The organism is Thalassotalea sp. G2M2-11 (genome assembly GCF_017168195.1).
In the GTDB taxonomy this organism is placed as follows: domain Bacteria; phylum Pseudomonadota; class Gammaproteobacteria; order Enterobacterales; family Alteromonadaceae; genus Thalassotalea_E.
Genome location: NZ_JADNYL010000002.1, coordinates 1071720 through 1086643 on the forward strand (window position 1 = coordinate 1071720; position 14924 = coordinate 1086643).

The window sequence follows — 14924 nt, forward strand, 5'->3', positions numbered from 1 at the left end:
CTATTAACGTAAGACAGATTCAAGTTCTAGTGAGGCATCACTTTTTTCATCGCGATATTTCACGATCAGCGCACATGCCATATTCAATCCGTGTGAACTTGCCCACTCACCTTTGATTGGTCGAGTTCCCGGCACAACAACAGCACGCTCAGGAATATCCGCACCTTTTTCAAGCATCACTTGATTGACACAGTCATAAACAGGCACAGAAGCAGATAATGAAACCCCTGGCGCTAACACTGCCCCCTTTTTCACCACAATACCTTCGACAATAACCACGCCGGCACTGAGAAACGCATCGTCTTCAATAATCACCGGGCTAGCCCCTATCGGTTCTAACACTCCGCCAATTTGTACCGCAGCCGACACATGAACGTTTTTGCCAACTTGTGCACATGAGCCGATTAACGCATGGCTATCAACCATAGTGCCACTATCAACAAATGCCCCGACATTAATATATGCCGGTGGCATGATAATCACCCCAGGTGCAACATAAGCTCCGCTTCGAACCGATGAACCACCAGGGACCAATCGTACACCATCTGTAACACTAAACTGGCGAGCAGGTAAGTTATGCTTATCGACAAACCCTTGATAGTTACTATCAAAAGCAACGTTTTCGCCCGCTTTAAACGCCGCAAGAATTGCTTCTTTTACAGCAACATTGGCATGCCAGTTACCTTGCTCATCTTGATTTGCTGCACGCACAGTACCTGCTTCTAATTGTGCTAATGTTTCTTGCCAATTCATTACTACTTAACTCCGATAATTTGTTGAATATTATTCGCTTCACTGGGCTGACTTTGGGTCAACCACTGATTAATTTGTTGATCAATTTCAGTGAGTTGCTGTGATGTGGATAGTTCTTTCTCGGTCAAAGGCTCACGCAGTTTCGGGGAAATTAATAAGCCCTTTTCAGCCATCAACACTTTGGTGGCTATTGGGCTTGCCACTTGAAAAAGCGCTGCTACCGCATTATGCCAAAGCGGAAATAAGCCTTTATGCTCTCCCGCCAGTGCTTGTTTTACGTATCGATTCGTTGCTTTTGGCCAAACATTACCTGCGACAGATACTAAGCCTTGCACATCCGCGCCAGCTAAATATGGCATCATGGCATCTTCGCCGCTGTATAGCGCGACTTTGGGGCAATGTTGTCGAAAATTTAAAATGGTATTTAGATCACCGCTTGCTTCTTTAATCGCCCAGCAATTAGGATGATCTTGAATGTTTTGTATTGCCGCTACGGGAATATTGACGCCACTTCGCGATGGCACGTTATAAATCATGCAAGGGGCGTTTGCTTGCGATAATAAGGTTTGAAACCAGTGGGTTAATCCCTGAACACCGGGCTTTGCATAAATAGGTGAAGCAATTAAATAAGCATCGACACCCAGTTGATCACATTGTGAGATCCATGCTTGTTGCGCAGCTAAGTTATAACCGCCAACCGCGACCATAATAGGCACATCGAGTGCCAGTTTTGTAACACACTCAACAATGGCAAATTGTTCACTGGCGTTGAGTGCCAGCCCTTCACCTGTGCTACCAAGCAAAGTGATACCATTGCCAGCATTAGCTTGACGCTTTGCCAGTGATACTAGGGAGTCAAAATCAACCGAACCATCTTCATGCATTGGCGTAACCAAGGCTGTCCATAGTACAGTATTGTGAATATTTTGTGTTGTTTGATTCATTTCTCACGAACTCTATTTGTTCGGAGAACTTAGTGGCGTTTGCAATACGCTCACTTACCAAGAGAATGGCAGAGAGGCTTACAAAGGCCAGAAGCTCTCCACCATTTACTAACTTAACTAACTAAAATGATTAGTTAAACAAGGTGACAATTGTTAGGATTCAACCTAAACAACCGATAATAACATCATCAAATATATTATTACCTCGGCGTTAATCTCCATCGTAATCAATCATTAGAGTTTGATCTCTTCATGAAAACTACCTAGTTAACGCTCCTCTTCTGGCCCTTTTGTCTACCAACACACTTTATGGTGCTGGCCAACAGGAATAAGGGACGCGATTATTAGAACATTTATTCTAAACTTTATCAATAAAGTAAGTCGATAAATGTATTCAAAACTAAACTTCCTTTAATCAATCACCCAATGTTTGATCTCTTGCTCAGACAAGTATTCACTGGCCTGACTTCCTCGTAACAAGGCGAGAGTCGCTAATAAACCTGCTTGAATACATTTAGGAGCTGCGACGGTAATTGATTTGGGTGGGTTCTTGACTGGCCAGCCTGTTTTAACGTCCAGCACATGGCTATAACGAACACCATTTTTTAGTAAATAACGATTAGCATCGCCGCTGGTGGCAATCGCCCCATAACGAATACTGACCATCATCACACTTTGCTCAGTTAAACTTGGGTGTTCAACGCCAACCTGCCATGCTTGATCACTATTGCGAGGGCCATTCACTGCGAGATCGCCACCGAAATTGATCAATACAGGCATTACGGCTTCTGTCTGTTGTTTAATAATGCTTTGGACAATATCCATCGCCTTATCCACCGCATATTCCTTGCCGATACCACCAAAATCAATCTCCATGTTTTTAGCCATAGTAAATCCATGACGATCAAAGCTTACCCGTTGCCAGCCGACCAAAGGTAGCCATTTTGCTATTTGTTGCTCGGTAGGAATATTATCAGAACAGTCGAAATGCCATGCTCGGCGCAGCACGCCAGAAGTGATGTCAAAAAGTCCATCACTGAGCTGGTAGCACTGTTCGGCAAATTGTAACAATAAATACGTTTCTTCATCTATCGGGCATCGCGTACCAGCGTTTGTATTTAGCTGCCCACAAACGCTGGTGGTTTGATAACGAGAATACTTATCTTCAATGCGCCAAGCTTCAGCAGCAACCTTTTGTCCTATCAGCATGGCTAATCTTTTATCAAGCGTATCAATGAGCACTTCACAAGGACTTGCCATGGCAAAGAAAGTTAAGGTAAAACCACCATCTCTGGTGATACATTCGACCTGCCTATCCATTGATTTCCCTACAAATAATTATTCAATTTAAAAAGAATAACTAACTTGTGCAATGATTGCATCAACAGGCTCATAAAGTTCAACATCCTTGAGCGCACCAATCGCCTCAGTGCCATTGTTTTTTGGTGTTTGGCGATAATACTCCAATCTAAATGACAAACTATCACCACTGCTCATTGGTAGCCCATATTTAATTCCAACAGTAAACGCATCCATCTCACCAATCCGATAATCAGCACTCAAGTAATCTAGCGCCATAGCGTCGTCTTGAATAAACGGTTGATAAAACTCGGCCGCAGACTGCGTATAATAGCGTACATGAGGTTCAACAAAGTGGCCGTTATTCAGTGATATGCGGTAACGCATATCAAGTGTATGAGAATCAATTTGCCAATCATCGGTCATAAAGCGATAAGATGCATCTAAAATGGTATTATTGAAATGAGTTTTAACTTGACCAAAAAATGCATGTTTGGTTCTAGTATCTGGCCTATTTTCATAGATAGCACGCTGGCTCATGCCATGTTGATCGACCACACTAATAACTTTAAACGGATCCGTTAAATAGCCACTAACATCTGAATAACTATAATTGAGCTGTACTATAGTGTTACGGTTGATCACTTGGGTGAGGCCGAACAATAAATCTAAGGTATTCTTATCCTCCGTTGAACCATCTCTTATTTGAGCAAAGGCATCATCAAATTCAGGCGTCCCAAAAGAATCAACTGCCATAGTCGTAAAGGGCTTAGCTAAGCCACCTTCTGGCTCTATTTGATCAAAAGCATAAGAAAAACCAGCTGAAACAGTGGTATTTTTCTTATTAAAGTCTCGCGCTAAATTACTGTTTACTGAAAGCGATAAATAATCATATTCTTTTGAAAGGTTACCACCAACACTCCAGGTATAATCATTAAATAAAGGTTGTGTCCATTGTCCGGTCAGCTGTACACGCGTGTCCTTGAAGGTATCGTCTAGTGGAGTCTTATCCGCTTTGATATGATATTGACCATTGCCAGAAGGACGAGTAAAGGTTTGAGCATTTGGTTGAGCAACCGCACCATTTGCCGATGCTCCCGTAAGAGAGTCTATGGTTAATTTGACATTTAAACGTTGATCATTGGCGAAACTTTTTTGCCCAGCCACTATCGCTTCGACAGCACTTACACGTTCGCTTTCACTGTAGAACAACACCGCAGTATCAAATTGCCATTGCTCACTGCTACTTTCTGTTGCACTTGCCTGCGCTCCGCCTAATAACGCGCAAGTAGCTGTGGTTAAAAGTGCTTTTACGTCACGTCTTTTACTTAATTGCATCCGCAACCTCCACCACCAAAGCTTTTCCCGCCACTTGAAGCTTCTTTACTGAAATAGATATGATCATCCAAAGCAGCATCGATTGGTGAAGCCGTTAATGCCATTTCCTTTTTTGCTAAAATATCTCTTTCCCAAGGCTCTACACCAAGTGAAGAACAACCAGAAAGCAATAAAGCAAAACAAGTTGCGGTAAATAACAGATTTTTGTTTTTCATAACTACCCCATTAAGTTTATTCTTGATTTATAACTTTCCAACCTTAAGGCAACCTTAAGGTGACTTGTGCCAGATGTTCATTACTGTTTGGTGCTCACCACAATCCACGGTAGAATATAAAAATAATAAGACATAAGTTAGACTCTGTAATGCATCTTACCAATCTAAGCCAATTACTTGCACGCAACGAAGACCTATTAAAAGCTAAAACTCCATTGCTAATTAACATGCCTGATGATGATGCAGCCCAGTTAATCAAACAGCAAAATCCGCAAAGCCAAGTCAGTTATTACGATACGAACTTTGAATTACACCTTGCTCATCAAGCTAAACCTAACCATGCTTGTATTTTTGCGGCACAATATCAAACCGACATCACTCATGATTTAGTGATCATCACCTTTCCCAAAAGTAAAAATGAATTATTGTTTACCCTCAGCATGTTGGCTGACTGCACTACTGAAGACACCAATATTTTATTGTTAGGTGAAAACAAAAGTGGCATAAAATCAATCGCGAAGCTGATCAAAGACCTCTGTACCTACTGCAACAAAGTTGATGCTGCTCGCCATTGTCTTATGTTTGAAATCACACTAAGCAACTCTCAACAGGCATTTAACCTTGATGATTGGTATAACTACTATCAAGTCGAGCTAGGTCAGACATCATTTAAGGTCGCAGCATTGCCAGGGGTATTTAGTCAAAAAGGCTTAGATACGGGTAGTAAAGTGTTACTCGAACATCTACCTAATAGCATTACAGGCAGCTTACTTGATTTTGGTTGTGGCGCAGGCGTTATCGCCACCTTTATTGGCTTAACCCATCCACAGACAGAATTAACATTAGCTGACGTCAATGCTCTTGCATTAACTTCATCGCAAAAAACATTAGCCATTAATGGTTTAACCGGAAAAACAATTGCAACCAATAGCTTGTCACATATCCAAGAAAAGTATCAATTTGTTATTTCAAACCCACCTTTCCATCAAGGCATTAAAACCCATTACCTTGCCACAGAACAATTTTTAGCAGGGGTTTACCAACAGCTCACACCTCAGGGGAGATTACTGATTGTTGCCAACAGTTTTCTACAATATCAACCAATTATTGAGCAAGCGTTTGGTCATGTAAATACCATCGTTAAAAAGCAAGGCTTTAGTGTCTACCAAGCAAAACGACAATAACTCTAAGTAAATTAATTTATTAGCCCGTGTTATTAATATAACGAAATAGTTGCAATCTAGTGAAAATTCAACAATTATCCAAAGAGATGAATTAACAATTTAACCAGTAACGCATGCAAGCACAAAATAATACAAAGTCAGTTCGTCATATGATCCTAGTGTCAATGCTAGGGCTTATATTTACCTTTGTTTTTATTGCCATGCTTTTTGTCGCCAGCATTTTTCTTGATGAAGCCGAACAACAGCAAGAACAAAATATTATTAATTTAACTCGCTATGTGAGTGCGTTAACCGCCGATGATCTCTATACAGGACAGCAGCAATCGCTCGCGGAGAAACTGACAACCTTTAAAGCAATAAATAACATCCAGCATATAGATATTTACCAACTAATAAACAATAACACTCAATTAGTGGCGCGCTATGATTATATCAAAGGTACAGAATTGCCAAGTAGCGGCCAATTATCAGAGCAAGATATTAAGCTTTATAATCAGCCCCGTATCGACAATGACATTGTCAGGTACGCTCTGCCGATAAAAAAAGATCAACAAACCCTTGGTTATGTATTTACTCAAATAGACAGTCACCACGGACTCACCTTAAAGAGTCAGCTTATTATCACATTATCGATCGCCTTTATTATTTTACTCATCATTGCATTTTTCATTGCTTTTAGGCTCGAACAACAAATCACCCTTCCACTTAACGTATTACGCAATGAAATTTTACAACTCTCCAAATCTAAAAATTACTCGGATCGGGTAAGTGAAATGCCGATTAAAGAGTTCGATTTTCTTGCGCGTAGCATTAATAATTTTTTAGGAAGAATTGAACGACAAATTAAACAATTAGATCTAGCAGAACAACAAAGTTTGAAACTGACAAGTGAATTAGAAACGAAAGTACAGTCTCGAACCAACGCCCTGAAAGAATCTAATCAAGAATTGTTATCTACATTAGAAAAATTACATCAATATCAAGACCAACTGGTAGAAAGTGAAAAAATGGCATCACTAGGCGATATGGTTGCGGGTATTGCCCATGAAGTAAATACTCCGATAGGCTTAGGAGTGACCGCATCCACCTTACTATCAGACAGGTTGCATGAAATTTCTTCGGCATTTCACGATAAAACCCTAAAATCTAGTCAGTTAAAAAGATTCCTTGCTGATGGCGAAGAAAACGTCGGGATTATTTATCGTAACTTAAAGCGAGCAGCCGAATTAATTTCAAGCTTTAAAAAAGTCGCCGTCGATCAGTCCAGTGAAGAGTTTAGACAATTTAACTTTTCAGAGTTACTCAGTGAAATTTTACTTACCTTGGCCCCCCAAATTAAGAGCACTCCTTATCAAATCGACTTTGACTGCCCCGCTGAACTCATGGTGGTTAGTAAACCTGGGCCAATCAACCAAGTGATGATAAACCTGATCTTAAACTCTATCACCCATGGCTTTGACCAACGAGATCATGGTTCAATTAAAGTGAAAGTGATGAAGCTGGGCGAACAACTTAACATCCACTATCAAGACGATGGTAAAGGCATAGATCCCGCCATGAAAGAGAAAGTTTTTGAGCCGTTTACCACGACTAAGCGCGGAGAAGGTGGCAGTGGCTTAGGTTTACATTTAGTGTATAACCTAGTCACACAAGCATTGGGTGGGAATATTCGTATGGAAAGTGATCTCGATAAAGGGGTGATATTTGAAATAAACTTCCCTATTAGTGAGCAATTGTTATAGAAAGATAACCCCGCCTCTGGTAACAACTTTGGTCAAATTTTTGCTATTTTCTGCTATAGATAGCCTGTACACATTGTTTTTTAGGGACAGCCTGTATAACATAGATAACAAGATAGATTAACATTTGTGAATAATATGAATATTTAGTTAATCAGCTATAATATTCAAAACCTTAATAGCATAACAACTGGAAACTTAGGTATGCAAAAACCTCACATTCTCATTGTAGAAGATGAAGACGTTACACGCTTCAACCTCCGTAATTTATTTGAAGCTGAAGGCTATACAGTTTCAGAAGCTATTAATGGCGAGGAAATGGAAAAACAACTCAAACAAAGTGCCATTAACCTCATCATTATGGATATCAATTTACCGGGTAAGAATGGACTATTACTTGCGCGAGAACTCACTGACAACAGTGAGCTAGGGCTCATATTTTTAACGGGTCGAGATAGTGATATTGATAAAATTCTCGGTTTAGAAATTGGCGCGGATGATTATTTAACTAAACCATTTAACCCAAGAGAGCTGACGATTCGTGCGCGCAACATCCTCAATCGAATTTCCCAAGGTAAGCAAGAATCAGATAATGCGATCATTCGCTTTAATCAATGGGAGTTAGACGGTAACTCTCGCAAAATGACTGCACCTGATGGTAATGTCATATCAATTCCTCGCGGAGAGTATCGAGCACTTAGGTTATTAATTGCCAATACAGGGCAAATAGTCACTCGCCAGCAGCTTATTAAAGAGATGACTGGTCGTGATTTACGCTCGAACGACCGTACCGTGGATGTCACCATCCGTCGATTACGTAAACATTTTGAGTCCGTTGAAGATTGCCCCGAACTAATCAATACCATTCATGGTGAAGGGTATCGCTTTGTTGGTAATGTTGAATAACAGTCTCACCGGCTCTTCATATTTAATCAAGGCTAGCAAAACTAGCCTTGATTACTTTCCAGCCACTGATTAAAAGCGTCAATTGCCGCAGTATTCAATTGTGAAAGTTCAGTGAAATGTATTTGTTTTTCTGACCAGCTGTCTGTCAATTTTTCAATATCAACTAATTTAGCATGGACATCAATTAAGCCGGCACTGCCAGTTGCGCCCTTCATTTTATGACAACATTCCTGCCACTGCTGTTGAGATTTATCGGTGAGTGCTTGGTCAATATCTTGTAAATATACAACCGATTGTTGCGAATATAAATCCAACATTTGCTGCACAATCTCTTTACCTAGGTTATCCATGTAACCTGCTAACAATGTCGTATCTAATTGATGATGTTCTCGCACAACTACTTCCTTTTTCAAGTAACTAATTGGTATTGTATCAAGCTCATTGATAATGTCATCTCCAACGCTTGACAAAATATTTCTGCCCCAGCTAAATCCCGCTATTTATATTGCTTTTATTACTCATTTCATTCAAAATAGCCGCCTTTTTGTGGTGCGATGTCGTTCACCATTAAACAAACGCCTAGCTAACGCAAATTATTGTTAGGCATCAACGTTATTTTCGTTATGACTGTAGTTAGGAAAGACCTAGCCCTTTACATAACAAAACACACTTCGGAGAAACCATGTCTACAATAATGCCTGATATAGCCAATCACACTACAGCCCAAACTGAAGGGACGTTAGATTGGGTTGGGATGAGCAACATAGAAATGCCTATTATGCTTACCGCAAAAGGCGAGTCACCTCGCATGGTTTCAGCGTTCGTTGATGCCCTAGTAAACCTTAAAGATCCGCAAGCTAAAGGCATACATATGTCGCGCTTGTATCTACTACTTGATCAATTATCAACAGACAATGAATTGAATTATCAAAGCTTAGTTAGTCTATTAGATGGTTTTATTTCCAGTCACCAAGAGCTAAGCGATAATGCAAAAGTTGTGTTTCACTTTGACTATCACTTACGTCGCAAGTCATTAATCAGTGGTAAACAAGGGTGGAAAGCATACCCGATCACGATAACGGGGCGTTTAGATAAAGGACAGCTTGCCATTGAACTTGCCATTGATGTGCGCTATTCATCCACTTGTCCTTGTTCAGCAGCCTTGGCGCGCCAATTGATTCAAAAAGCATTTAAAGAGTCGTTTAATGACAGCAATAATGTTGACTTAGATAGCATTCATGAATGGTTAGGGACCACTGATGGCATAGTTGCCACCCCCCATAGCCAACGCTCCGTTGCTGAAATTAAGGTAAAGCTTAATACCGCCACGACAGAGTTTCCTATTACTGATATCGTCAACCTCGTTGAAACCGCTTTGCAAACCCCAGTACAAGCAGCGGTAAAACGTGAAGACGAACAAGAATTCGCCCGACTCAATGGCCAAAACTTAATGTTTTGTGAAGACGCCGCACGCCGTTTACAGCATGCAATGAACCTGACCTCCGAGTTTGATGACTTTTGGTTAAAAATAAATCACCTAGAATCCCTTCATGCTCATGACGCAGTAAGTATCACAACAAAAGGCATTCCGGGAGGGTACCTCCCCTAGGATAGCAATAGTTCATTATCACTAAGCCAGCATCATTGCTGGCTTTTTTATTTGTTACCTTTGTTTATACCATAGTAAAAAATAATATTTACTCGCTAAACCTGTATAGACAACATGACTATTTCTTGAATAAATAATCAATATTTTTACAATTTATCAAGCACCTATAAAATGTAATAAAACTACATTTTATTACCTTTAACAGACAACAACACATCATAACTGATTATTATTCTCATTTTATTTTATCAAAAACCCACAAATAACCACCTAAACCCTTAAAAAACAGCGAGATATACAAATGTAAAAAAATTACGAGCAAAAACTCTATTTTTATTGACCTTTGCCAAATAAGTGTTTAATGTTAGGGGTTCCTCTTAGGTCAAAACAGATTATTTATGCATTTTTTGCATGACTTTATCCTTTTTAAAATCTGTAACCAAGTCGGTATTTTTATAGGAGAAACAACATGCAACTTTATGATCCCAATAGTCAAAAAGATAACTGCGGATTTGGTCTAATTGCCCATCAGCAGGGTGAAACCAGTCATAAACTTGTAAAAACTGCAATTTCTGCGCTCGATCGCATGCAACATCGTGGCGGTATTAACGCAGATGGAAAAACCGGCGATGGTTGTGGTTTATTAATGCAAAAGCCTGATTCTTTTTTTCGAGCAATCGCCGAAGAAAACAATTGGAAGCTAGGGCGTAAATATGCCGTAGGTATGATTTTTTTGAATCAAGACCCTGTGATTGCAGCAAAATCAAAGCAAATACTCGAAGAAGAGTTAGACCGAGAAACCTTAACAATTGTTGGCTGGCGAAAAGTACCAACCGACCCTTCAATTTTAGGTGAAATAGCCGCCAGCAATGTGCCGGCTATTGAGCAAGTATATGTTGATGCCCCTCCTGGATGGCGCAATCGAGATCTAGAACGTCGTTTATATATGGCACGTCGCCGTGCTGAAAACCGTATTGATGATGAAAAGTTTTATGTTGCCAGTTTGTCATGCTTAGTGACAATCTACAAAGGCTTAGTCATGCCGGTAGATTTGCCTAACTTTTATCTAGACCTTGCTGATATTCGCATGCAAACGGCTATCTGTGTTTTCCACCAGCGTTTCTCTACCAATACCTCACCACAATGGCACTTAGCTCAGCCGTTCCGCTATTTAGCCCATAACGGTGAAATCAACACTATCAAAGGTAATAGACAGTGGTGTCGAGCACGTACTTATCGTTTCCAATCACCTTTATTGCCAGATTTACGTGATGCCGCGCCATTTGTGAATGAAACAGATTCTGACTCTTCATCACTCGATAATATGTTAGAACTGTTTTTAGCCGGTGGTATGGACTTATTCCGAGCCATGCGCTTGCTAATGCCACCAGCTTGGCAAAATAGTCCATTAATGGATGATGAATTAAAAGCATTCTATGAGTTTAACTCGATGCACATGGAGCCCTGGGATGGTCCAGCTGGGGTAGTAATGACCAATGGTCGTCATGTTGCCTGTAACCTTGACCGAAATGGCTTACGTCCTGCCCGCTATGTGATTACCAGAAATGGCTTTATCACGTTAGCCTCTGAAGTCGGCATTTGGGATTACGGTGAAGATGAAGTGATAGAAAAAGGTCGTGTTGGTCCCGGTGAGATGTTAGCCATAGACACCTATAACGGCAAAGTGTTTCTATCGAATGATATCGACAATGAATTAAAAGGTCGTCACCCTTATCGCGAGTGGTTAGATAACAATATCCGTCGCTTAGTACCCTTTAATAAATTAGCTGCAGAGCAAATCGGTAAACGCGTTTTTGATGATCAACACATTGCTGAATATCACAAACTATTTAACTATAGTTATGAAGAAATTCAGCAAGTGATTAAAACACTCGCTGAAAATGGCCAAGAAGCAACAGGATCTATGGGTGATGACACGCCGATGGCTGTATTATCTAGCCAGCCTCGTACCCTTTATGATTACTTCCGCCAGCAATTCGCCCAAGTGACTAATCCACCAATAGACCCATTGCGTGAACGCTATGTAATGTCGCTAGGTACGTGTATTGGCCGTGAGCATAATGTATTTAATGAAACAACCGGACATGCTAATCGCATCTTGTTTGAAACACCGATCTTGATGTATACCGGTCTAAAACAATTACGCGAACTCGATCCGAAGCATTATCGCTCAGACACTTTAACGCTAAATTATGATCCTGAAGAAGGCTTAGAAGCTGCTATCAGAAGACTTGCCGACGAGGCAGTTGATCTGGTAAGAAATCAAAATACTGTTATTTTAGTGCTATCGGATCGCAATATACAAAAAGGCTTATTACCTATTCCGGCGGCAATGGCTGTAGGTGCGGTACAAAAACGTTTAGTTGCTGAACAACTACGTTGTGATTCAAACATTATTGTTGAAACTGCGTCAGTACGTGACTCGCACCAGTTTGCGGTACTACTTGGTTTAGGTGCTACCGCTATCTATCCATATCTGGCGTTAGAAACCGTCGAACAATTGGTTGATCAAGGACAGATTGAATTATCGGCGCGTGATGCCGTAATTAATTATCGTAATGGTATTAATAAAGGACTACTAAAAATACTCTCTAAAATGGGTATTTCGACCATAGCAAGTTATCGCTGTGCAGGGTTATTTGAAGTTATTGGCCTTAACCAAAACATTATGCAACTGTGTTTTCCTGAGCTGCCAAGCAGGATCGCTGGCGCAGACTTCGCTGATATCGAACAAGATAATATCAACCTCGCTCGTAAGGCATTTCTAGCGCACCAAAAAATCAACCATGGTGGCTTATTAAAATATGTGCACGGTGGTGAATACCACGCTTACAATCCTGACGTAGTGAGCTTGTTACAAAAAGCAGTGCGCAGTGGTGAATACAGTGACTATCAACAATTCGCTCAAGAAGTTAATAATCGCCCTGCCGCCGCATTGCGAGATTTAATTGCTCTAAAAGATGATACGCAAGCCATTAGTATTGATAAGGTAGAGCCAGAAAGTGAGTTATTTAAACGCTTTGATAGCGCAGCAATGTCAATTGGTGCATTGAGCCCTGAAGCTCACGAAGCATTGGCGATTGCCATGAACCGCCTCGGTGGTTTTTCAAACTCTGGTGAGGGTGGTGAAGATGAGCGCCGCTTTGGTACCGTAAAAAATTCACGTATTAAACAAATTGCCTCAGGCCGCTTCGGTGTAACACCGCATTACTTAGTGAATGCCGATGTGTTACAAATCAAAGTTGCTCAAGGTGCAAAACCAGGTGAAGGTGGTCAATTACCTGGAGATAAAGTCACACCATTGATTGCAAAATTACGTTTTTCAGTGCCTGGTGTTACCTTAATTTCGCCACCGCCACATCACGATATTTATTCTATCGAAGATTTAGCACAGCTGATTTTTGACTTAAAACAAGTCAACCCTAAAGCCGTGATTTCCGTTAAGCTCGTTTCTGGCCCAGGTGTAGGTACCATAGCTTCAGGCGTTGCCAAAGCCTATGCAGATTTTATCACCATTTCAGGCTATGACGGCGGCACAGGTGCCAGCCCATTAACCTCAGTGAAATATGCGGGTTGTCCTTGGGAGCTTGGTTTAGCGGAAGCTCATCAGTCATTAGTTGATAATGGCTTACGTCATAAAGTACGTTTACAAGTCGATGGCGGCTTAAAAACTGGTTTAGATATTGTTAAAGCGGCAATTTTAGGTGCTGAAAGCTTCGGCTTTGGTACGGCTCCTATGGTGACCTTAGGTTGTAAATTCTTGCGTATTTGTCATTTAAATAACTGTGCAACAGGTGTTGCCACACAAGATGATGTATTACGAGAGCAGTACTTTAAAGGCTTACCTGATCAAGTGATGAATTACTTTAAATTTATTGCTCATGACGTCCGTGAGATACTTGCTAAGCTGGGCGTGGAAAGCCTGACAGCCATCATAGGTCGCACCGATTTATTAACACCGCTGGCCGGTATTAGTGCGAAACAGCAAAAATTGGATTTATCGCCAATTATTGCCCCGGTGGTTGCTGGAGAAAATACCGCATTACACCAAACGGAAGCCAATATCCCATTTGATAAAGGTCTGCTTAATCAAAAACTTGTTGACACTTGTCTTGATGCGGTTACCCACAGTAGCGGCGGTGAATTCCGCTTCAGCATTCAAAATACAGATCGTTCCGTAGGTGCAGCTCTTTCTGGTGAGATCGCACGACATCACGGCGACCAAGGCATGGCATCTACTCCGATAAAAGTACAACTATCGGGCACAGCTGGCCAAAGTTTTGGTGTCTGGAATGCTGGTGGATTAGAAATGACACTTACCGGTGATGCCAATGACTACGTTGGTAAAGGCATGACAGGTGGTAAATTGACAATCAAACCACCTAAAGGGGTTGCTTATCAGAGCCATGAAACCATGATCATGGGTAACACTTGCTTATACGGTGCTACTGGCGGCCATTTATATGCTTGTGGCCGAGCGGGTGAGCGTTTTGCCGTTCGAAACTCAGGTTGTCATGCAGTAGTCGAAGGCACAGGCGATCACACCTGTGAATATATGACAGGTGGTATTGTCACAATTCTTGGTCAAGTTGGCGTTAACTTTGGTGCGGGCATGACAGGTGGCTTTGCTTATGTACTTGATGAAGCGGATGACTTAGCGGTACGCTTAAACAATGAATCAATTGAAAGTTTACCAATTGAAGATCTCACCATACATCAAGAGCATTTACGTGGCATCATCAGTCAACACTTTGAAGAAACAGGTAGTCTTCGGGCACAAGACATTTTAGCCAATTTTGATAAGTTTGCCCCGTTATTTAAATTAGTTAAACCAACAGCTACAGATGTTAAAACCCTACTGGGTCATCGTAGCCGTTCATCTGCTGAACTTCGCGTTCAAGCGCAGTAATGATAGA

Annotated in this window: 11 protein-coding genes and 1 riboswitch; of the genes, 5 read left to right on the forward strand and 6 right to left on the reverse strand. The window is 41.0% G+C overall.

From position 1 onward, the window contains the following. Window positions 1–3: 3 nt before the first annotated feature. The 5 genes from IV514_RS10680 to IV514_RS10700 form a co-directional block, all read right to left on the reverse strand. Entirely contained in the window at window positions 4–753 is a 750-nt protein-coding gene (locus IV514_RS10680; protein WP_206485201.1) for a 2,3,4,5-tetrahydropyridine-2,6-dicarboxylate N-succinyltransferase, read from the reverse strand. A 2-nt stretch (window positions 754–755) separates the two neighbouring features. Beyond that, the gene (dapA, locus tag IV514_RS10685; RefSeq protein WP_206485202.1) at window positions 756–1697 is read right to left on the reverse strand and encodes a 4-hydroxy-tetrahydrodipicolinate synthase; all 942 of its coding nucleotides are present in this window, start codon (window positions 1695–1697) and stop codon (window positions 756–758) included. An 83-nt stretch (window positions 1698–1780) separates the two neighbouring features. Next, window positions 1781–1986: riboswitch (Lysine riboswitch) on the reverse strand. Window positions 1987–2108: 122 nt separating this feature from the next. Beyond that, window positions 2109–3017: an FAD:protein FMN transferase gene (locus IV514_RS10690; RefSeq protein WP_241242285.1), complete on the reverse strand. Its 909-nt coding sequence runs from the start codon at window positions 3015–3017 to the stop codon at window positions 2109–2111. A 27-nt stretch (window positions 3018–3044) separates the two neighbouring features. After that, window positions 3045–4334 carry a DUF3570 domain-containing protein gene (locus IV514_RS10695; RefSeq protein ID WP_206485203.1) on the reverse strand — a complete coding sequence of 430 codons (1290 nt, stop codon included), beginning with the start codon at window positions 4332–4334 and terminating at the stop codon, window positions 3045–3047. Further along, window positions 4325–4549 carry a DUF4266 domain-containing protein gene (locus IV514_RS10700; protein WP_206485204.1) on the reverse strand — a complete coding sequence of 75 codons (225 nt, stop codon included), beginning with the start codon at window positions 4547–4549 and terminating at the stop codon, window positions 4325–4327. The genes IV514_RS10695 and IV514_RS10700 overlap by 10 nt, the downstream gene beginning before the upstream one ends. A 149-nt stretch (window positions 4550–4698) precedes the next feature. On the opposite strand from IV514_RS10700, the gene IV514_RS10705 reads away from it, so the two are divergent. The 3 genes from IV514_RS10705 to arcA all read left to right on the forward strand — a co-directional run bounded on the left by IV514_RS10705 (window position 4699) and on the right by arcA (window position 8378). Beyond that, a complete protein-coding gene (locus IV514_RS10705) occupies window positions 4699–5733 on the forward strand; it encodes a methyltransferase (protein WP_206485205.1) in 1035 nt (344 codons plus the stop codon). Between the two features lie 113 nt (window positions 5734–5846). Continuing rightward, window positions 5847–7475 (forward strand): ATP-binding protein, encoded by a 1629-nt coding sequence (locus IV514_RS10710; RefSeq protein WP_206485206.1) that lies wholly within the window; start codon window positions 5847–5849, stop codon window positions 7473–7475. A gap of 201 nt (window positions 7476–7676) precedes the next feature. After that, entirely contained in the window at window positions 7677–8378 is a 702-nt protein-coding gene (gene arcA / locus IV514_RS10715) for a two-component system response regulator ArcA (protein ID WP_206485207.1), read from the forward strand. 41 nt (window positions 8379–8419) lie between these two features. Here the strand turns inward: arcA and IV514_RS10720 are convergent, their stop codons facing one another. After that, window positions 8420–8848, reverse strand: a complete 429-nt coding sequence (locus tag IV514_RS10720; protein ID WP_206485208.1) for an Hpt domain-containing protein — start codon at window positions 8846–8848, stop codon at window positions 8420–8422. 212 nt (window positions 8849–9060) lie between these two features. Here IV514_RS10720 and folE2 point away from each other — a divergent pair, with 212 nt between their 5' ends. After that, window positions 9061–9987: a GTP cyclohydrolase FolE2 gene (gene folE2 / locus IV514_RS10725; protein WP_206485209.1), complete on the forward strand. Its 927-nt coding sequence runs from the start codon at window positions 9061–9063 to the stop codon at window positions 9985–9987. A 469-nt stretch (window positions 9988–10456) separates the two neighbouring features. Beyond that, complete coding sequence (gene gltB, locus IV514_RS10730) at window positions 10457–14917, forward strand: glutamate synthase large subunit (RefSeq protein WP_206485210.1); 4461 nt, start codon at window positions 10457–10459, stop codon at window positions 14915–14917. The last annotated feature ends 7 nt before the right edge of the window (window positions 14918–14924 follow it).